This is a genomic window from Pseudomonas sp. Y3 TE3536, assembly GCF_053629175.1.
This window is the reverse complement of sequence record NZ_JBRJHU010000001.1, coordinates 4,498,319-4,518,212: the sequence shown is the minus strand read 5'-3', so window position 1 is coordinate 4,518,212 and position 19,894 is coordinate 4,498,319. Positions and strand designations below refer to the sequence as shown.

The window sequence follows — 19,894 nt, the reverse complement described above, 5'->3', positions numbered from 1 at the left end:
ATGAACCCTTGCCAATTTAACCGTCTAGTCCCCACTCGGTAGCTCGCTTACTGTTCTCCCAACACCAAATGTCGGGAGATCCAGATGCACAAGCGCACACTCGGAAACAGTTCACTTGAAGTGTCAGCCCTGGGCTTGGGTTGCATGGGCTTAAGCCATGGCTACGGCCCCGCGACTGATACACAACAGGCCATTGCGCTGATCCGATCGGCGTTTGACCGGGGCGTCACGTTCTTCGATACCGCCGAGGTTTACGGCCCCTACCTGAACGAACAGGTGGTGGGCGAAGCCCTGGCACCGGTGCGCGATGAAGTGGTCATCGCCACCAAGTTCGGCTTCACCTTCGGCGACGACAATAAACAGCAGATTCTCAACAGCCGCCCCGAGCACATCCGGGTCGCGGTCGAGGGTTCGTTGCGTCGACTGCAGACCGACTACATCGATCTGCTTTACCAGCACCGCGTCGATCCGGACGTGCCGATCGAGGACGTCGCCGGCGTGGTGAAGGACTTGATTGGCGAAGGCAAGGTCAAGCACTTCGGCCTGTCGGAGGCCGGTGCGCAGACCATTCGCCGTGCACACGCGGTGCAACCGGTCACAGCGCTGCAAAGCGAATACTCATTGTGGTGGCGCGAGCCTGAGCAGGAAGTCCTGCCGACGCTTTGGGAACTGGGCATCGGCTTAGTGCCGTTCAGCCCACTGGGTAAAGGTTTTCTCACCGGCACGGTGTCGGCGCAGACCACTTACGGCAGCGACGATTTCCGCAGCATCGTCCCGCGTTTCAGTCATTCGGCCCTCCAAGCCAATCAGGACCTGGTGGTGTTGATCCGTCAGATCGCCGCGCAGAAACAGGCCACACCCGCACAGATCGCGCTGGCATGGCTGCTCGCGCAGGCACCGTGGATCGTACCGATTCCGGGGACGACCAAACTGCCTCGCCTGGAAGAAAACCTCGGTGGGGCGGACATCACGCTCGACGCCACCGAACTCACAGCGATCGATGCCGCACTGGCGCACATCCGCATTGAAGGCGAGCGCTATCCCGAAGCCCTAAAGGCGCGAGTCGGCCGATGAACAATGATCACGATCCGCTGCGGCGCACGGTGATCGCCGCCCTGGCCAGCGCCCCGCTGCTGTCGCTCGCCGACACGCAAGGCCCCAGTGAAACACCCCGCTCAGGCTCGCGGATTCTGGTCGCGTATTTCTCGCGTTCGGGTAATACCCGCGTGGTCGCCGGGCTGATCCAACGTGGGCTGAATGCCGATCTCTTCGAGATTCGCCCGGCCCAAGCCTACCCCGAGGACTATCTGCAAACCGTTGAGCAGGCACGTCAGGAGCGTGACAGCGGCTTCGAACCCGAGCTGCAAAACAAGGTTCAGTTCTTGAGCGACTACGACACGATCTATCTCGGCTTTCCGATCTGGGGTGAAACCACCCCGCCGATCGTGCGCGCCTTTCTCAGCGCCCACGACCTAACCAGCAAAACCCTTATCCCCTTCAACACCCACGGCGGTTATGGCTTGGGCAACAGCCGCAGCGTGCTGGTCAAGCACGCACCGAAGGCAGAGATTCTGGAAGGTTTTGTGATGCAGGGTGAGCAGGAGCGCAAGATCATGGAACGCGTGAACGGCTGGCTGAGCGATCACCCTCTTACGCGGTAATCGAATTCTGTACGGAGTGAAATCATGGAAATCCGCACGTTGGGCAACGGCCTGCAAGTGTCCGCACTCGGCCTTGGCTGCATGAGCATGACCTCGGCCTACGGGCCGGCTGCCGACAAAGCCAGCATGATCAGGCTGATTCGTTCGGCCTACGAGCACGGCATCACCTTGTTCGACACCGCCGAAGCATATGGCCCGTTTGCCAATGAAGAACTGCTGGGCGAGGCCTTGCAGCCGATCCGCGAGCAAGTCGTTATTGCCACCAAGTTCGGCTTCGATATCGACCTGATCACCGGCGCACGCGACGGGGGAACCAATAGCCGCCCGCAACATATCCGCGCCGTGGCCGAGGCGTCGTTGAGGCGCCTGCGTACCGATTGCATCGACCTGTTTTATCAGCACCGCGTTGATCCACTGGTGCCCATCGAAGACGTCGCCGGCACCGTCAAGGATCTTATCGCCGAAGGCAAGGTCAAGCATTTCGGCCTGTCTGAGGCGGGTGTGCAAACCATTCGCCGGGCGCACGCGGTGCAAGCGGTCACGGCGGTGCAGAGTGAATATTCGCTGTTCTGGCGAGGCCCGGAATTGGAGCTGCTGGCAGTGCTGGAAGAACTGGGGATCGGTTTCGTACCGTTCAGCCCGCTCGGCGCCGGTTTCCTCACCGGGCAGATCGACGAGCACACGCAGTTCGATGCCAGCGATTTCCGCAACTTCGTCCCGCGTTTTTCCCCTGAAGCGCGCATGGCCAACCTGGCATTGGTCAATGTGGTGAAAGCCGTCGCGCAACTCAAAAACGCCACGCCGGCGCAAGTGGCGCTGGCCTGGTTGCTCGCACAGAAACCGTGGATTGTGCCAATCCCGGGCACGACAAAGCAGCATCGACTGGAAGAGAACCTGGGCGCTGGCCAACTGCAATTGACCTGCGACGATCTGCGCGTGATCAACGAGCAGATGGCGCAGATTCAAGTGCTGGGGGAACGCCTTCCGGAGTCGGCATTGAAGATGACCGGACTCTGAGTCTGCCCAATCCGGCGCCACGTGCAGCGCCCTTTCACGCCTTACCGGAGTCGATCCGATGAACCGATTGATCGCACCACTCGTTGCTTTTTCATTCATGGCGGCAGAATCCCAAGCTGCTAGCGAAATCCGCGTTACGCCGAACGGCTCGCAGCCCTCGATCAAGGGCGCCGCGCAAAACTTCACCGGTAAGGTGCACGTTGATGGCCTCTTCAAGGGCGAGCCGCCGGCGCGCGTCGGAGGCGGCACGGTAACCTTTGAACCTAGCGCGCGCACGGCGTGGCACACCCATCCGCTGGGGCAAACGCTGATCGTCACCGCAGGCGTCGGCTACGTCCAACAAGAAGGTGGCCCGCGACAGGAGATCCGACCGGGCGACACTGTCTGGATCCCACCGCATACCCGTCACTGGCATGGCGCCACGGCCAGCAACGGCATGACCCACATCGCCATCGCTGAAGCCGAGGACGGCAACACCGTTACCTGGGCGGAGCAGGTCTCGGAGGCGCAATACGCCGGAGAATGAAGTTACGGAATGTGTCGATGCTGGTCACCTGGCATCTTCGCCGCAAACCGTCATCCGACCTCCAGGCCGCGCACCAGCGCGTTCGCGCCGCTATTGCAGCGGTCATGGCACTGTCGACTCATGAGCTCTGCTCAGAAGTCCATGCGCAATTTCGGGGTTAATCGAGACAACCATCCTCCGTACGATCCAGCGGCACCGCAGTGACCCACAAGCGATGGAGCCTCTCACGATGACCACTGACGCACGCAACAGCACTGCCATCCTCGCCCTCATGGCACTCTGTCTGGGTGTTGGGGCGATGTTCAGCGTTACCACTCAAGCAACCGAGGCATCGCAGACCATGGCCAGCACGCCCGCCAGCACAGCTACCTTGTCGCGCCAACAACAAGCGATTCCCCTGATCGCCGCGTTCATGGCCACCAGCGACATACCCCACCTCAACACCGCGCTCAATCAAGGGCTCGATGCCGGCTTGACCATCAGCGAAACCCGGGAAATTCTGGTGCAGCTTTACGCGTATGTGGGCTTCCCGCGCAGCCTGAACGCCTTGAACGAGCTGATGACGGTGGTGCAGACGCGCAAACAGCGCGGTATCGAAGACGCCCCGGGGCGTGAACCGAGCCGGGCGATTCCGATCGGGGATGAGCTGCTGGCTACCGGCACCGCGAATCAAACCAGAATCTCTGGCACCCCGGTCAAAGGCCCGGTGTTCGAGTTCGCTCCGGTGATCAACCAATTCCTGCAAACCCACCTGTTCGGCGACATCTTCGAGCGCGACAACCTCGACTGGCAAAGCCGCGAACTGGCGACTGTCGGGGCGCTGGCGGCAACGCCTGGGGTCGAGCCGCAATTGCGCTCGCACATGGCGGCGAGCTTGCGCGTCGGCCTGAGCACGGCACAGTTGCGCGAGGTCACGGAACTGCTGAAGAAACACAGCGATGCGCAGACGGCGGAACGTGCCAATACCGCGTTGACCCAGGCCCTCGCGGCTTCGGGGAAATGACATGAAATCTGCAAAGTACCTGCTGAGCATCCCGCTGTTGAGCCTGTTGGCGGCCTGCGCGAACCAGCCCGATGGCTCGTTGCTGATTCAACAACAAGGCAGCTTCGCCGCCGGCGGAACGGTGACCACTGCACCGGGCACCTTCAACCCGCGCCAACCAATGGCGCCCAACGGCCAGACCTACCACGGTGACCACGCCTACGCCTTCTATCAAATCCCGGTGGATGCGCGAAAACTGCCCATCGTCATGTGGCACGGTGCGGGTCAGTTTTCCAAGACCTGGGAAACTACCGCCGATGGTCGCGAAGGCTTTCAGAACATTTTTCTGCGCCGCCATTACGGCGTCTACCTGATCGATCAGCCACGGCGTGGCGATGCCGGGCGCAGCATGGTCGAGACCACAATCAAGCCTGTGCCTGACGAGCAACTGTGGTTCAACCAGTTCCGCATCGGCCTGTGGCCTAACTACTTCAACGGTGTGCAAGTGGCACAGGATGCCCAGACCCGCGAGCAGTTTTTCCGGGCGATGACGCCGAACACCGGGCCGTTCGACATGGGCGTGGTTTCTGATGGCGTGTCAGCACTGTTCGACAAAATCGGCCCGGGGATTTTATTCACTCATTCGCAAGGTGGCGGGCCAGGCTGGTTGACGACGATCAAGAACGACAAGGTCAAAGCCATCGTGGCGTTCGAACCCGGCAGCAGCTTCGTGTTTGCTGATGGTGAGGTGCCTGCGCCGATTCCCAGCGCGTTCGACACGGTGCAAGGCGCGGCGGTGCCGATCGAGCAATTCATGGCCCTCACGCGCATTCCGATTCTGATCCTCTATGGCGACAACATCCCTGAGCAGGCGGTCGAGCTGCCCGCTCAGGACAGTTGGCGCGCACGCCTGAAGATGGCCCGGCTCTGGCGTGACGCGGTCAATCGCCACGGCGGTGATGTGCGACTGATCCACCTGCCGGAGATCGGTATTAACGGCAATACCCACTTCCCCATGTCGGATCTGAACAACGTGCAGATCGCTGACATGGTCGCGCAATTCCTCAAAGAAAAACAGCTGGACTGAGCCAGACACTTCTGCAACTGCCGCCCTTTTTGATTGCCCAGGAGTTACACGTGAAAAACACTCTCAAAGCCACGTTCATGTCGGCCTTGGTCGGCCTCTCGGCGGGCGAAGCCTTGGCCGCCGATTACAAAAAGAACCCGTTCACCCTCGCCTACGACGGCGCGATCAGCAAGAACGAACCGGGCAAGGTCGACATCCATCCGGTCAGCTACAAACTCAACGGTCTGGATATCGCCGCCAACGTATACACCCCAGCTAACTATGACGCGAAGAAGACCTACCCGACCGTGGTCGTTGCACACCCCAATGGCGGTGTGAAAGAACAAGTCGCCGGTCTGTATGCTCAACGCTTGGCCGAACAGGGCTACATCACCATCACTGCCGATGCGGCGTACCAGGGCTCCAGCGGTGGTCAGCCGCGCAGCATCGATAAACCGGCGTATCGCATCGAAGACATTCACGGCATGGCCGACTTCATCAGCCAGTTTGCCGGCGTCGATGACAAGCGCCTGGGCCTGCTCGGCATCTGTGGCGGCGGTGGTTATTCGTTGGCGGCAGCGCAAACCGACAAACGCTTCAAATCGCTGGCAACGGTGAGCATGTTCAACTCGGGCCGGGTACGTCGCAACGGCTACAACGACTCGCAAATGGACAGCATTGCGCAACGCCTGCAACAGGCGTCAGCAGCTCGCGCGCAAGAAGCGGCCGGCGGCGCGGTGCTGTATTCGGGCGATGCCAACCTCACCGACGAGCAGATTGCCAAACTGCCCTTCGAGCTGTATCGCCAAGGTTATGAGTACTACTGGAAGACCCACGCGCACCCGAACTCGACCTTCAAATACACCACCAGCAGCCTGATCGACTTGATGCGTTTCGACGCCACTGATCATATCGAGCTGATCAACCAACCGCTGCTGATGATCGCCGGCAGCAAAGCCGACAGCCTGTACATGACGCAGGACGCCTTCGCCAAAGCCACCGGCACCACCGACAAGGAAGTGTTTATCCTCGACGGCGCGACGCACATCGAAACCTATTGGGTACCGCGTTATGTCGATGCCGCGATTGGCAAACTGACCGCGTTTTACGGCCGCACCTTGTAATCAACGCGCTTGGGGGTCGCGCATCCGTGTGCAACCTGCTTTCATGGATCAATCCCGCGCCCCTTCATGAGAGGCCCTCATCAATGTCACGCGCTAATCTTAACGACCTGCAAGCCTTCGTGGTCATCACCCGCGAAGGCAGTTTCACCCGTGCGGCCGCCCAGCTTGGCGTCTCGCAGTCGGCACTGAGCCATACCATGCGCGCGCTGGAAAGCCGTTTGGGCGTGCGCTTGTTGACGCGTACCACGCGCAGCGTTTCGCCGACCGAGGCGGGTCAGCGGCTGTATCAATCGATGGCGCCGCGGTTCGATGAGATCGAACTCGAACTGGCCGCGGTCAGCGAATTTCGTGACACCCCGGCAGGCAATGTGCGGATTCAGGCATCCGAACACGCCGCCAACAACATTCTGTGGCCCAAGCTTTCAAAGGTGCTTCCCGACTACCCGGACATCAATGTCGAAATCACCGTCGACTACGCCCTCTCCGACATCGTCGCGCAACGCTATGACGCCGGTGTACGCCTGGGAGACCAGGTGGCCAAGGACATGATCGCCGTACCCATCGGGCCGCCCCTGCGCATCGCGGTCGTGGGCTCACCTGATTATTTCAAACAGCGGCCGGTGCCGAAGGAGCCCGGTGATCTGGCCGCGCAAAATTGCATCAATCTGCGCCTCCCCACCCATGGCAGCCTGATGCAATGGGACTTTGAAAAGGATGGCCATGAACTGAAGGCCCGTGTCGAAGGGCAATGGACGTTCAACAGCAGCGTGCCGATCCTGCGTGCGGCCGTGGCGGGATGTGGCTTGGGTTTCCTGCCGGAAGACATGGTGGCGAAGGAGCTAGCCGATGGCAGCCTTGTGCGGGTATTGGAAGATTGGTGCCAACCCTTTGCCGGTTACCATCTCTACTACCCAAATCGCCGTGAACATTCATCAGCATTTGGCGTTGTAGTTGAAGCATTGCTCTACAAGCACTGAGTCACCGACCTGAGCATCTGAATTTTACCCGCCCCACAAACCCGCGATTCAGCAGACGCTTTTTGATCGATTGCAGTCGTACGTGACCGGCCGCAATGGGTCGAATGCAGTTGTTCGCTAGTGACCGCTATCGACCCATGGCTGCCAGTCGTGTCTGAGGTGATCTTTGTGGGAGCGGGTTTACCCGCGAACACGGGCGAAGCCCGTGCCATCCTCCGCGTTGCCTGCTTCGCGGGTAAACCCGCTCCCACTATAAATGTTGGTGAGTCCAACGGCAGCCATGGGTCGATTGCAGCCGCTCGCTAGTAACCCCTTTCGACCCCTAGCTGACAGCCGTAGCCGTGCTGCAGCCAAAAGGAGGGCTCAGTTCACCATCACTTCGTCCAGCGCCCGTTCAAGGGTGCTGACCGTGCGCTCGATATTGTGCAGCTTTTCGAGCCCGAACAGACCGATACGGAAGGTCTGGAAGTCGGCCGGCTCATCACATTGCAACGGCACTCCGGCGGCTATCTGTAGGCCGTGTTCTGCAAATTTCTTACCGTTCTTGATGTCGGGATCATCGGTGTAGCTCACCACTACACCCGGGGCCTGAAAGCCGGCTGCGGCCACGCTTTTGATGCCTCTGCCGGTCAACATGGCGCGGACGCGATCGCCCAGCGCCTGTTGTTCATCGCGCACCTTGTCGAAACCGTAGGCTTGCATCTCGTTCATCACGTCGTTGAATCGCGCGAGAGAATCGCTGGGCATGGTCGCGTGGTAAGCATGTCCGCCCTGTTCGTATGCCTGCATGATCTGAAGCCACTTTTTCAGGTCGCAGGCAAAGCTGCTGCTATGCGTCTGCTCGATGCGCTCGAGGGCCAAAGCACTGAGCATCACCAGCGCGCAGCAAGGGGAGGCGCTCCAGCCTTTCTGCGGTGCGCTGATCAGCAGGTCGACTGCGCACTTGTCCATATCAACCCAAAGCGTGCCTGAGGCGATGCAGTCCAGTACGAACAGCCCCCCCACTGCATGCACAGCGTCGCCAATGGCCCGCAAGTAATCGTCGGGCAGGATAATCCCGGATGACGTTTCAACGTGTGGTGCAAAGACAATCTGCGGTTTGTGCGCCTCAATGGCCGCTAACACTTCGTCCAGAGGCGGGGGCGCGTAGGCTGGCTGGCGACCCGTGTCGATCGGTTGGGCTTTCAGCACCGTGGTAGCCGCCGGAATGTTGCCCATCTCAAGGATCTGGCTCCAGCGATAACTGAACCAACCGTTGCGGATCACCAGGCACTGCTGGCCGGTGGCAAACTGCCGCGCTACCGATTCCATGCCGAATGTACCGCTACCCGGCACTACTGCAACAGCCTGAGCGTTATAGGCCTGTTTCAAGGTGCTGGAAATGTTCTTCATCACGCCTTGAAATGCCTGCGACATATGATTGAGCGAGCGGTCGGTGTAGACCACCGAATACTCGACCAGCCCCTCAGGATCAATACTTGGATAGAGCTTTGACATGCGGTGACTCCTTTGGCAGAGATGTCATTGGTATGGACCCAGTCCTAAGCCTTGGCAACTGAGAAGTTAGAACATGGCTCGGACAGAGGTCGTTCACGTCCGGTTAGTCGACAGCAGGCGGTGGTGACTGTCTGCTATCACCCCACCCAACAAGACATTAAGCTACCGCACTGTCTGACCGCTCTCTCAGGACGAGGCCAACCATGTTCGATCACCCGACCCACCCCGAAATCGCTGGATGGTTCACCCAGTTCAATGTCCCTGAGGTGTCCTACAGCGTCTGCTCCATTGACCTGAGCAATGAGCCGCCCGAGCACTGGTTTTACAAACGCAAGAAGTTGCGGCCTGAAAGCCTGAAACTCGATCTGCACATCCCGGCCAACGGTAGCTGGTGGGTCGACCTGTCGCGTCATGACAAGCTCTTCAACGTCCAGTGGCGCCCCAACGATGACCTGCGCATCGAGTCGCAGCAACTGCGCTACCGCAAGCAGATCAAGTGGCCCCGCCTGCACAACCTGATGGGCTTCCCCTTGCTGGTCGAACAGTTGCAGCAGTGCCTCGAGGTGACCTTCCTGCGCCATGCCAATATAGGGGCGCGCTTGCTGGAACCCGAAGCGTTGGCGCGCAATCCAGAACTACGGCAATGGCTAGCACCCTGTGCCGACACTTTTGGCTGGAACAGGCGAATGCAGCCGGAATAACAGGGCCGTGCGATTCACCTACAAGCTCAAGCGTCGCCCGCTACCCATCAATCCGATCAATCTCCTCCTGGCTCAGCGCACGCCAATCAGCCGGCAAAATCCCGTAATCGGCGCGCGCGGACTCCAAGGCCTGCGCCAATGACAGCATCAGGTGATCGCCTTCAACCTGTTGAGCGCAGTAATCAATGAAGCGAATCTCCAGATAAACCGGCGGGTCCTCCCCTCCTTCGACCTCAAGACCAAACAGCACGATGGCCGTTACGTTGGGACGATATTCACAGGGTTGCCGCACCTTGGCGAACAGGTACACGGGCTTTTCCGTCATTCGTTCAACTCCGTTACATGCCCGGGTACAGACCCGCAGGGGGTTGGTAGTCGGGGTCTTCGAAGCGACTGTTACTGTAAGTCGTTTTGGCCGTTGGCCCGCCGTGGGGGTACGTCACTTGCGGGTTGGGGACGAGGTGCCACTCGGCGCCGTCTTTGTCGCGCTCAATCAGCGTGGGATACAGCGTGCAGGTACCGCCTGAACCGGAGGTCAACCTGAACTGATAGTAGCGCCCTGCCTGGGGCGTGAACTGAGTTACGACCATGCAGGATTGCGTACGCGGCCCCTCCCAGAACATGCCCACCTGCGTTTTGATACCGGGCCTGACACGGGTTTCGAAGTAGTCGAACGTCAAGTCCTGCCCGGCTTTGGGCATGCCCTGGTCCTGTGTATTGATGAACGGCAGCGGCCCGGTGCGGATCACGCCGCCCGAGCGCACGCCGTTTTCGTATTGGTAAATAGTGGCATGCTGCGTGAAGTTGACGACGCGAACCCACGCGGGATCCGGCTCGTTTTCAGGCGCGACGAAGTAATCGGTATGAGGTAAATATTGGCAGCCCGCAAACAACGGCAGAAGCAGCAAGCAGCGTGCAGTACGTATCGACATGGCGCATGTCCTTTGCAAAGTGCCTGTACAGACCACACGAGCGGGGATGCATTCCCTAGCTGCTTCAATAATGTCACGCTTAGCCGTCGGCCAAACGGTCATGGCGAATCGCTTTGAGGGGGCTATCGTTGCTTGTCTGGGCAACGACTACCGACCGAGGGCGGGGCGATGAACACCAGTGATCTTCTTGAACAGTTACTCCGGGCCGGGCAAGGCTCGCAAGCGCAACAAGGCAGCGGTGGCCTGTCATCGCAAGATGGCCTGGGCGGTTTGGGCGGCTTGCTGGGTGGTTTGCTTAACGGCGGCAGTGCCGCGGGTGGCGGCGGTGGCCTTGGCGGTCTACTGGGCGGCCTGTTGCGGGGTGGCGGCAGCGCTGGCGGCGTTAGCCAGGGGCGCGCCACGGGTGGCACCAATTACGCGGCCCTGGCGTCGCTGGGCATGATGGCGTTCCAGGCCTATCAAAGCTGGCAGCGCAGCCAGGCGGCAGCCCCGCAACAGGCCATGCGTACTGTCGATCAATTGTCCGGCCCCGAGGCCGAGGGCCACAGCCATGCAATATTGCGCGCGCTAATTGCGGCAGCCAAAGCTGACGGGCGCATCGACGAGCAAGAAGAACAGTTGATCTACGCAGAAATCAAACGTCACACCAGCGACCCGCAACTGCAGCAGTGGCTGGATGACGAAGTCAGCAAACCCCTCGATGCTGCCGAAGTGGCACAGTCGGCACAGGACCCGGCCATGGCTGCGGAGATGTACCTGGCCAGCGTGATGCTGGTGGATGACCAGCAGGCCGCAGAGCGGGCCTACCTTGATGAACTGGCCAGCGCTCTGCAAATCGACCCGACCTTGCAGGTGCACCTGGAACAACAGGCCAAGGGAGCCGCCTGACCGGGCTGAGATGCCTGCGCGATTTCATTAACCTGAAGCCCGCGCAGGCATGGCCCCGAGCGTAAACAGCCTGTGAGGTTGTGCTGTTTAGCTGTCACCTTCCTGCACACTGACCCTCACGCCCGTGCTAGCGATTTCGTATTCGGATTCCGATATCTGCCGCACGGCCCCACCGAATTGCATTTCATAATGCACCGGACCTTCATGCCGAATCATTCCATTGGGCGAGCGCTCAACGGTCTCATCCTGATAAATGTTGATCACGTAGACCACATTATCCGTACCCACCCCAACTTTTTTTCCAACGTATTTGTCCGCCATATCCTTACGCCTTGAGTGAAACCTCACAGCCGCTGCACCTGGGATGCAGACCGTTAAAGCCTGTGCGCAATGGCGCAAGCGGTCTGTGCGCTACCGTACAGACGCTTCGAATTAGATAGCTGCCGCAGGCTAATTAGACAGGCTGGATGGTATCCTCCAGCGGTTTTACCCCGTTGGCAGTAGCGGACGGCGAACAGGACAAAAGGAAAATGTCATGCGTACACGCACCCTCCTCGCGGCATTCGGCGCCGCGTTCACACTGCTGTCAGCCCCGGCATCGGCCACCCAGCCGGCGCCCGTGACGCCGACACAGGTGAACAAAGACCGCATTTCGGTAACGGTCGAAGGCAGCGGCCCTGATGTGATCTTGATCCCAGGTTTGGCGTCTTCCCGCGAGGTGTGGCGTGATCTGGCCACCCGCTTGCAGCGCAGCCACCGCCTTCACCTGGTACAGGTCGCAGGTTTCGCCGGCGCACCTGCGGTGTCCGACGCGCGTGGAGAAGTCGTGGCGCCAACGGCCGAGGCCATCGCTGACTACATCCGCACCCAGCACCTCAAGGCCCCGGTCATCATTGGTCACTCGTTGGGTGGCGAGGTGGCGCTGATGCTCGGAGCGCGTCACCCCGATCAGGTCGCGCGGCTGATGGTCGTCGATGCCCTGCCCTTCTACACACTGCTCATGAACCCTTTCGCAACCCGCGAGACAGCCGAACCGCAGGCGGCTGCATTCCGCGATTCGCTGCTGGCGTCAACGCCTGAGCAGGCTGAAGCCCTGCAGCGTGTATCCATTGCCCGCTTGGTAAAAAGCGAAGCAGCCCGGCCTGTGCTGCTTACGGCGGCGACAAGCTCGGATCGGCAGACCACGGCGCAAGCCACTTACGAACTGATGACCACCGACCTGCGCCCGGAGCTTGATCGCATCCAGGTGCCGGTCGAGGTCGTCTATGCCTATGACCCGGTGTACGGCATCCCCGCGGCCAACGTCGAGGCGACCTTCCGCAACGCCTATGCCAATGCCCCGCACATCAACTTCACGCGCATTGACGACAGCTTCCACTTCGTCATGCTCGACCAGCCAGAAGCGTTCGCCAACGTGGTCACTGATTTCCTGCAGCCCTAGCGGGCGCCTGCCACCGCCGTTCAGCGCTTGAGCAGGGCAATGAAAAACAGCCCGCCAAGCGCCGCAGTGGCAATGCCGATCGGCAGGTCTTGCGGGGCGATCAGGGTGCGTGCAGCCACGTCTACCCAGACCAGGAAAATCCCCCCCAGCAGTGCACTCACCGGCATCAGCCGGCGGTTTTCCGCCCCCACCAGCGCCCGCGCCATGTGCGGCACCATCAAGCCGACAAAGCCAATGGCACCGGAGAGCGACACCAGCACACCGGTCAGCAACGAGGTGCAGGTGAACACCTGCAGGCGCAGGCGTCGGCCGCTGAAGCCCAGGCTCACTGCGGTCTGCTCACCGCTCATCAGCGCATTCAGCCCGCGCCCCATGACCTGCAAGGCCACCAGCCCCAGCACCACGCAAAGCGCCGGCAACCAGAGGACATGCCAACGCGCCGCCCCCAAGCCTCCCAGCATCCAGAACACCACCGAGGCGGCAGCGTGCTGGTCGCCCGTGTACAGCAGCAGGTTGACCACGGCCATCAACACGAACGACACGGCGACGCCCGCCAGCAGCAGGCGGTCGCTTTCCATGCGGCCATGGCGCCGCGCCACGGCGATCACCAGCAGCATGCTCGCCGCCGCGCCCATGAACGCCGCCAACGGCAGGCTGAAGGCGCCGATGAATTCGCCGAGGTAGAGCATCACCAGCACCGCCCCCAACGCCGCGCCGGAGCTGACGCCCAGCAGGTGCGGGTCTGCCAGGGGGTTACGGGTCACGGCCTGCAGCGCCGTGCCGACCAGTGCCAAGCCGGCACCCACCAAGGCCCCCAGTAAAACCCGGGGGGCGCGAATCAGCCAGACGATCTGCGCCTGGCTTTGGGACCACTCGCCTGGCCCGGCGATGCCCAGTTGCTGGCCGACGATCCCGGCCACGTGGGCCAGCGGTACCGATGCGGGGCCGAATGCCAGGGCGATCAGGCACGACACCAGCAACAGTGCAGTCAGCATCACGATCAACCACCGGTAGGCCACGGGGCTGTGCCCGACCCTCATTGAACGGCACCTTGGAACAGCTGTGGATGCAGGGCAGCAGCCAGCTTCTCGATGGCCAGGGCGTTCTCGACAGCGGGCGTTACCTCCAGATAAGTCAGCACGATGAAGCGCTGCTCACGAATCGCCTGCACGTCTTTCAACGCTGGCTGTCGCAGCAAGAAATCGCGCTTCTGCTGCCAACTGCTCGGGCCATAGTCGACGATCAGAATGACCTGCGGGTCGCGCTCCACCACACTCTCCCAGTTCACCTGGGTCCAGCTGGCAGACACGTCGTCCATCACATTGCGACCGCCTGCCGCCTCGATCAGGGCCTGGGGTACGCCCAGCCTTCCCGAGGTGGTCGGGCGGTCTTCGCCACTGTCGTACAGAAACACGCGGGGCGCAGGCTGCGCATGCTCAACCCGGCGCTGCACGTCACCGATGCGCGTGCGCATGTTCGCGATCAAGGCGTCGGCCTGGGGCTCGACGGAAAAAATCCGGCCTAGATTGCCCAGGTCGCGATAAACGTCATCCAGCCTGGCCCGTTGCTGGGCCATGACCCACGAACACGACTCGCTCAGCTCGTACACCGGGATACCGAACGGCGCGAGGGTGCTGGGCGTGACTGGCCCACCGACCTGCATGCCGTAGTTCCAGCCGGCAAAGAACAGGTCGGTTTCAGCCGCCAACAAGGTTTCGATGGCGGGGTAACGGCTCGCCAGCGGTGGTACGCCCTGCAGCGCTGCATCCACCCACGGGTCGCGGTGCTTGCTGGCAGTGAAGCCGGTGTAGCCGATGATGTGCTCGCGCAGCCCCAGGTGCAGCAGCATGGCGGTCATGTTCACGTCGTGCACCACGACCCGCTGCGGTGGCTGGGTGAACGTTATGTCGCGGTCACAGCTGCGCACGCTCAGGGGGTAATCGCTGGCCATCGCAGGCAGCGCGGTCAGCAGCGCCAACAGGCCGATCAGGTAGCGGACAGTCATGTTCGGGTGATCCAGGTAATGCGTGGGTAGGGATGCAGAGGATGCGGGTCGACCAGCGCCTCGACGCCGAAAACCTGCAGCAGCAGCGCGGGGGTCAGCACCTGCTGTGGCGTACCGCAGGCGACGATGCGCCCGCCGTCGATGACGTACAGCCGATCGCAAAACGCAGCCGCCAGGTTGAGGTCGTGGAAGCTGGCCAAAATGCTCAGGCCCAGGCCACGCAGGTGCTGAAGCAGCTCCAGCTGGTAGCGTGGGTCGAGGTGGTTGGTTGGCTCGTCGAGTAGCAGCAGCTGTGGCGTCTGCACCAGCGCCCGGGCCAGCAGCACGCGCTGTTTCTCGCCGCCAGACAGGCTGGCAAAGGCCCGTTCGCCCTCGCCGGCAAGGCCAACTTGCGCCAGTGCCTGGGCCACTTGCCGGGCGTCCTCGGCCGTGTCGCCGTCGAACAAGCCCTTGTGCGGTGCGCGCCCCATCGCAACGATGTCGCCAACGCTCAAGCCAAACGCGTCGGGAAACTCCTGCAGCACCACCGCGATGCGTTGTGCGCTCCAGCGTGCGCTGCGTTGCCAAAGGTCATCACCGCCAAGGCGCACACGGCCCTCGGCAGGTTCGTTGGCGCGGTAGGCGCACCGCAGCAGGCTGGTCTTGCCGCTGCCATTGGGGCCGATCAAGCCGACGAACTCGCCCTGCTCCACCCGCAGGTCCACACCCTGCAGCAGCGGGCGCGGCGGCTGTCCCCGTTCAAGCAGGGCCCAGTCCAGGGCCTCGATGTGCAGTTGCGTCATGGGCATCACCTCCAGGAAGCACCGGCCAGGGGCCGGTGCGACAGGCTCAGAAGCTGTAGTCAGCTGTGACGAAGAACGAACGCGGTTCGCCCAGGTACCACTGCCGGCCGTTGTTACCCGTGGTGGTGGCGTACTGGCGGTCGAACAGGTTGTTCAACTGCAGGCCCAGGGTCAGGTCCGGTTGCACGTGCCAGTCGATGTTGGCGTCAACCACGGTGTAGCTGGGCACCTCGACGGTGTTGGCGTTGTCGGCGTAGCGGCTGTCGACATAGCGCGCCCCGGCGCCGGCACTGAAGCGTTGGCCGAAGTCTTTGCTCAACCACAGGTTGGCGGAGCGGCGCGGCACGTTGATCGGCTGGTTGCCGGAGTAGTCGTTGGCGCCACTGGCAAACTCGTCATACTCCGCGCGCACCCAGGCGGCGTTGGCAGACAGTTGCACGTCATACGGCAGGCGCAGTTCGAGGGTGGCCTCGATGCCGTCCGACGACTGTTGGCCGACCTGCTGTTGCAGCGTGGGGTTGAGCGGGTCGGTGCTCAGCAGCTTTTTCTTGACGATGTGATACGCCGCCAGGGTCCACTCGCCTCGCCCGTCAGGCAGCATGTGCTTGATGCCGGCTTCGGTCTGTTTGGCGGTGCTCAGGTCCCATTGCTGCTGCGCGGCGTTGAGGGTGAGCAGGTTGCTCACACCTTCGGTACTGGTAGCGTACTGGCCATAAACCGACAGGTCCTCGGTCAGCGCGAACACCAGGCCGGCGCGCCAGTTGTCGCCAGACAAGCTGCGATCGGTGCGGGTATCGGCATCCAGGTCGTCGCGGTTCAGGTGCACCTGGTCGCGGCGTGCACCGGTGATCAACGACAGGCGCTCGGTGAGTTGCGTGCGGTTTTCGGCGAACAGCGAGAACTGCTTGGCCTGGTTGGCTTCGCGCGAGCGGTAAGGGTCGTTGCTGATGTACTCGCCCCCACCGGAACCGGACAGCGGCACGGTATCGGTCAGGGTGTTGCCGAAGTCGTGCTTGCGCACGAAACGGATCGTGTTGTAGTCGGCGCCCACCACGGTCTGGCTGTCCAGGCCGAACAGTGGGTGTTGCAGGGTGAACGACTGGCGATCGCCAAGCTGTTCCTGGGTCTGCTTGATGCTGATGAAGCTGCTGCGCCGCACCTGGTCGCCTGGCAGCCAGGTGTAGGTCTCGGCGTTGCGCCAGCGGCGCTGGGCCTTGAGGAAGTACAGTTGGTTGCTGGCGGTGAGGTTGTCGTTGATTACCCAGTCGGTGACTAGCCGTGTGGACTGGTCGTTGTAATGCACTTCGGCGTTGTCGACGTTGTAGTTGTGATCGCGCAGCGACTCGCGGTAATGCCCGTCCACCAACGGCGTCCCCATGTACTGCTGCGGGTCTTGGTCTCCGTAGTCGTGGCTGAGGGTGAAGCTCAGTTCATCGCTGGGCTGCCAGCGCAGCGCGCCGCTGATGGCAAGGCTCTGCGAATCGCCCCGGTCGACCCAGCCGTTGCTGGCCAGCTTGTTGAGGTTCAGGCGGTAGCTCAAGGTGTCGGTCAGCGAGCCGCCGCTGTCCAGGGCCATCTGCCGACGGTCATCCGAGCCGTAGCCCAGGCGCAGGTGATTGCGGATTTCGCCTTCAAAGGGCTTCTTCGGCACGACGTTGACCACCGCACCGGTGGCGCCCTCCCCGTACAGCACCGAGGCCGGGCCGCGCAGCACATCGATGCGCTCGACCGACCAGGTATCGACCGGGAAGGTCACTGTGCCGGCGCCCACGTACAGCCGGGTACCGTCGTACAACTGCATGGTCGAGCTGTGCCCGGTGAAGCCGCGGGCCGACAAGGCCGTGCCGCCGTTACCGGGGGTGCCGATGAAGGTGATGCCGGGTGAACGGGTGACCGCGTCCTGCACCGTGGCGTTGTTGCGCTTGAGGATTTGCTCGGCACTGATATTGGTCACGCTGGCTGGGGTTTCCAGCGGCGTCAGGCCAAGCCTCGAGCCACTGGTGCCTGGGGTATGCAGGTCGGGCTGAGGGTTGTGCTCGGCCGTGCCGGTAATGTCCGTGGCCGGTAGCGCCAGGGCGTTGTCCGCCTCGGCGGCGTGGGCGGCAACAGAGAGAAAAACACAGGGCACCAGGCTGGCGTGCAGCAGCGTACCTGGCAGAGAACTGAACAGCGAATAACGGGACATGTCGTTCCACTTGAAGCAGGAATGAAAGAATCCCGGGGGAACAACGCAAAGAGGAATCGCGGGCGAGCACGCCCACGGAAACCGGCCTGCGCCCGCCCACCGCGGGTTTGCCAAACGATGCTTCAGGCCGGTCTCCGGGCTCGCGAGGGTCATGAAGCCTTCACCTTCCCATGCCAGGGCACAGTGGTGTCTTGAATGCTTCGCTCGCATACCGTTGCGGGGGCAGCGCCGGACTGATCATCGAACGATGACGAACCGGCTTCCCGTTTCACCCCATGCACGGCGGCAGGGGGCACCTGAAACAGGCGCGCAGATGACCATCAAAAGCCCGCTGCGTCAACCGGCTTGTGGCAAACAGGTCGCCTGAGCTCGCCACTTCAGGCCCTGGGCGAACGCGTCACGGTTCAATCATCGCCAGGGCTTTCTACTGCCTTTTCTGGCGCGGCATTTTGTAACGTTCAGTAAGAAGTTTTTGCATGGACATCATTCCCACCACTCTTTAGCCTTACGCCTCCGTCGAAGTGGGGACCCCGTGTGAAGCAGCAGTCAGCTAAACGAAAGCCCGCCCTCTGGGGCATTCTCATGGTCGCCGCGAGCCTCTGCGCACACGCAGAAAGCACACCCCAACAAAGCCCGACGCTGGTGTATTCCTGGCCCGTTAACGCAGGCCCGCTCGACCCACACGGCTACTCGCCCAATCAGATGTACGCCCAGGCCATGGTGTATGAACCGCTGGTGCGTTACACCTCGGCGGGCACTGTAGAGCCGTGGTTGGCACAGGCTTGGCAAGTCTCCGACGATGGCAAGACCTACACCTTCAACTTGCGAGATGGCGTGCGCTTCAGTGACGGCACGCCATTCGACGCTGCAGCTGCCAAGGCCAACCTGGATGCCGTCCTTGCCAACAGCCAACGCCATCGCTGGATGGAGCTGGTCACCACCCTCGACCACATCGAGGCCCCTGACCGCCTGACCTTGCGCCTGGTGCTCAAGCACCCGTATTACCCAACGTTGATGGAACTGGCCCAAGTGCGCCCGCTGCGCTTCGGCGCCCCACAGGCCAAACCTGGCGAACCCGCCGGCACCGGCCCATGGATGCGCGTCGAATCGCGCTTGGGCGAGTATGACCGCTTTGCCCGCAACCCCTTTTACTGGGGCGCAAAGCCGGCCTATGGCGAGGTGCGGGTAAACGTCATCCCTGATCCCAACAGCCGCGCGCTGGCCCTGCAGGCCGGCGAGCTCGAGCTGATTCAAGGGGCCGCCGGCGAGATTACCGCCGGCACGTTCGTGCGCCTGCGCGACCAAGGCTTCGCCACCGCCCTCTCGGCACCGCTGGCTACCCGCACCCTGGCGATGAACACCGGGCATGGCGCCACCCGTGACCTGGCCGTGCGTCAAGCGATCAACCAAGCGGTGAACAAGCAGGCCATCATCGACAAGATTCTGTATGGCCTCGAGCCCCGTGCCGATACCCTGTTCGCCAGCAACATGCCCTATGCCGACATCGGCCTGAAACCCTACGCCTACGACCCTGCCCAAGCCGCCCGCGAACTTGACGCTGCCGGCTGGACCCTGACGGCAGGCACAACGGTACGTAGCAAGGCCGGTGAACCGCTGTCGATCGAACTGGTGTTCCTCGGCACCAGCGCACTGCAGAAGAGCCTGGCCGAAGTGCTGCAAGGCGAGCTGGCTAACGTCGGCATGCGCATTGAGCTGCGTGCGGTCGAAGAAGGTGGGCTGGTCCGGCGCCAGCGCGATGGCGACTTCGGCATGATCTTCGCCGACACCTGGGGAGCGCCCTACGACCCGCACTCCTTTGTCAGCTCCATGCGCTATGCCGGCCATGCCGACTACATGGCGCAGCGCGGTTTGGCGATCAAGGACGAACTGGACCAACGCATTGGCCAGGTACTGGCAAGTACCGACGCGCAGCAACGCGCCGAACAGTACCGGTTCATCCTCACCACCTTGCATGAGCAAGCCGTGTACCTGCCGATTTCCTACCTTACCGCCATCAGCGTTCGCCGCGACTCCGTTGCCCATGTGCAATTTGGCAGCACGCTGTTCGACGTGCCGTTCGAAGCCATGACACCGAAGCAGGGAGACTGAC

The 19,894-nt window shown here is 61.9% G+C and carries 20 protein-coding genes and 1 riboswitch; of the genes, 12 read left to right on the top strand and 8 right to left on the bottom strand.

Translation table 11 applies throughout. From position 1 onward, the window contains the following. Positions 1–84: 84 nt before the first annotated feature. The 8 genes from AB7M33_RS20485 (at position 85) to AB7M33_RS20450 (ending at position 7,353) form a co-directional block, all read left to right on the top strand. Positions 85–1,074 (top strand): aldo/keto reductase, encoded by a 990-nt coding sequence (locus AB7M33_RS20485; RefSeq protein ID WP_454243461.1) that lies wholly within the window; start codon positions 85–87, stop codon positions 1,072–1,074. Next, entirely contained in the window at positions 1,071–1,661 is a 591-nt protein-coding gene (locus AB7M33_RS20480; RefSeq protein WP_454243460.1) for a flavodoxin, read from the top strand. The genes AB7M33_RS20485 and AB7M33_RS20480 overlap by 4 nt, the downstream gene beginning before the upstream one ends. Positions 1,662–1,685: 24 nt before the next feature. After that, a complete protein-coding gene (locus AB7M33_RS20475; protein WP_454243459.1) occupies positions 1,686–2,678 on the top strand; it encodes an aldo/keto reductase in 993 nt (330 codons plus the stop codon). Between the two features lie 58 nt (positions 2,679–2,736). After that, positions 2,737–3,204: a (R)-mandelonitrile lyase gene (locus AB7M33_RS20470; RefSeq protein ID WP_265970342.1), complete on the top strand. Its 468-nt coding sequence runs from the start codon at positions 2,737–2,739 to the stop codon at positions 3,202–3,204. A gap of 229 nt (positions 3,205–3,433) precedes the next feature. After that, positions 3,434–4,207: a carboxymuconolactone decarboxylase family protein gene (locus tag AB7M33_RS20465; protein WP_454243458.1), complete on the top strand. Its 774-nt coding sequence runs from the start codon at positions 3,434–3,436 to the stop codon at positions 4,205–4,207. A 121-nt stretch (positions 4,208–4,328) separates the two neighbouring features. Continuing rightward, the gene (locus AB7M33_RS20460; RefSeq protein ID WP_454244240.1) at positions 4,329–5,273 is read left to right on the top strand and encodes an alpha/beta hydrolase; all 945 of its coding nucleotides are present in this window, start codon (positions 4,329–4,331) and stop codon (positions 5,271–5,273) included. Positions 5,274–5,323: 50 nt separating this feature from the next. Beyond that, positions 5,324–6,376 (top strand): alpha/beta hydrolase, encoded by a 1,053-nt coding sequence (locus tag AB7M33_RS20455; RefSeq protein WP_454243457.1) that lies wholly within the window; start codon positions 5,324–5,326, stop codon positions 6,374–6,376. An 83-nt stretch (positions 6,377–6,459) separates the two neighbouring features. After that, positions 6,460–7,353: a LysR family transcriptional regulator gene (locus AB7M33_RS20450; RefSeq protein ID WP_265970345.1), complete on the top strand. Its 894-nt coding sequence runs from the start codon at positions 6,460–6,462 to the stop codon at positions 7,351–7,353. 363 nt (positions 7,354–7,716) lie between these two features. On the opposite strand, the gene AB7M33_RS20445 is transcribed toward AB7M33_RS20450, so the two are convergent. Then, entirely contained in the window at positions 7,717–8,850 is a 1,134-nt protein-coding gene (locus tag AB7M33_RS20445) for an aminotransferase class V-fold PLP-dependent enzyme (RefSeq protein WP_454243456.1), read from the bottom strand. 203 nt (positions 8,851–9,053) lie between these two features. Here AB7M33_RS20445 and AB7M33_RS20440 point away from each other — a divergent pair, with 203 nt between their 5' ends. Beyond that, positions 9,054–9,551, top strand: a complete 498-nt coding sequence (locus AB7M33_RS20440) for a hypothetical protein (RefSeq protein ID WP_454243455.1) — start codon at positions 9,054–9,056, stop codon at positions 9,549–9,551. A gap of 40 nt (positions 9,552–9,591) precedes the next feature. Here AB7M33_RS20440 and AB7M33_RS20435 read toward each other — a convergent pair whose 3' ends face one another. After that, positions 9,592–9,876: a hypothetical protein gene (locus AB7M33_RS20435; RefSeq protein WP_099429730.1), complete on the bottom strand. Its 285-nt coding sequence runs from the start codon at positions 9,874–9,876 to the stop codon at positions 9,592–9,594. 13 nt (positions 9,877–9,889) lie between these two features. Then, positions 9,890–10,483, bottom strand: coding sequence for a hypothetical protein (locus AB7M33_RS20430; RefSeq protein WP_454243454.1), 594 nt, complete (start codon positions 10,481–10,483; stop codon positions 9,890–9,892). Positions 10,484–10,651: 168 nt separating this feature from the next. Here AB7M33_RS20430 and AB7M33_RS20425 point away from each other — a divergent pair, with 168 nt between their 5' ends. Further along, positions 10,652–11,371, top strand: a complete 720-nt coding sequence (locus AB7M33_RS20425; protein WP_099429732.1) for a tellurite resistance TerB family protein — start codon at positions 10,652–10,654, stop codon at positions 11,369–11,371. Positions 11,372–11,458: 87 nt separating this feature from the next. On the opposite strand, the gene AB7M33_RS20420 is transcribed toward AB7M33_RS20425, so the two are convergent. Then, the gene (locus tag AB7M33_RS20420; protein ID WP_099429733.1) at positions 11,459–11,692 is read right to left on the bottom strand and encodes a hypothetical protein; all 234 of its coding nucleotides are present in this window, start codon (positions 11,690–11,692) and stop codon (positions 11,459–11,461) included. 214 nt (positions 11,693–11,906) lie between these two features. On the opposite strand from AB7M33_RS20420, the gene AB7M33_RS20415 reads away from it, so the two are divergent. Next, on the top strand, positions 11,907–12,812 hold the full coding sequence (locus tag AB7M33_RS20415) for an alpha/beta fold hydrolase (protein ID WP_454243453.1): 906 nt from the start codon (positions 11,907–11,909) through the stop codon (positions 12,810–12,812). Positions 12,813–12,832: 20 nt separating this feature from the next. On the opposite strand, the gene AB7M33_RS20410 is transcribed toward AB7M33_RS20415, so the two are convergent. From AB7M33_RS20410 to AB7M33_RS20395, 4 genes are read right to left on the bottom strand one after another with little or no spacing between them, the layout of a single operon-like run. Next, positions 12,833–13,852, bottom strand: a complete 1,020-nt coding sequence (locus AB7M33_RS20410) for a FecCD family ABC transporter permease (RefSeq protein ID WP_085273170.1) — start codon at positions 13,850–13,852, stop codon at positions 12,833–12,835. Next, entirely contained in the window at positions 13,849–14,817 is a 969-nt protein-coding gene (locus AB7M33_RS20405) for an ABC transporter substrate-binding protein (RefSeq protein WP_027596265.1), read from the bottom strand. Before AB7M33_RS20405 ends, AB7M33_RS20410 begins: the two co-directional genes overlap by 4 nt. Continuing rightward, positions 14,814–15,599, bottom strand: a complete 786-nt coding sequence (locus AB7M33_RS20400) for an ABC transporter ATP-binding protein (protein WP_265969513.1) — start codon at positions 15,597–15,599, stop codon at positions 14,814–14,816. Before AB7M33_RS20400 ends, AB7M33_RS20405 begins: the two co-directional genes overlap by 4 nt. Before the next feature lie 46 nt (positions 15,600–15,645). Beyond that, on the bottom strand, positions 15,646–17,784 hold the full coding sequence (locus tag AB7M33_RS20395) for a TonB-dependent receptor (RefSeq protein ID WP_454243452.1): 2,139 nt from the start codon (positions 17,782–17,784) through the stop codon (positions 15,646–15,648). Positions 17,785–17,892: 108 nt separating this feature from the next. Continuing rightward, a riboswitch (cobalamin riboswitch) is annotated at positions 17,893–18,099 on the bottom strand. Between the two features lie 219 nt (positions 18,100–18,318). On the opposite strand from AB7M33_RS20395, the gene nikA reads away from it, so the two are divergent. Further along, the gene (gene nikA / locus AB7M33_RS20390) at positions 18,319–19,893 is read left to right on the top strand and encodes a nickel ABC transporter substrate-binding protein (RefSeq protein WP_454243451.1); all 1,575 of its coding nucleotides are present in this window, start codon (positions 18,319–18,321) and stop codon (positions 19,891–19,893) included. Position 19,894 lies beyond the last annotated feature (1 nt).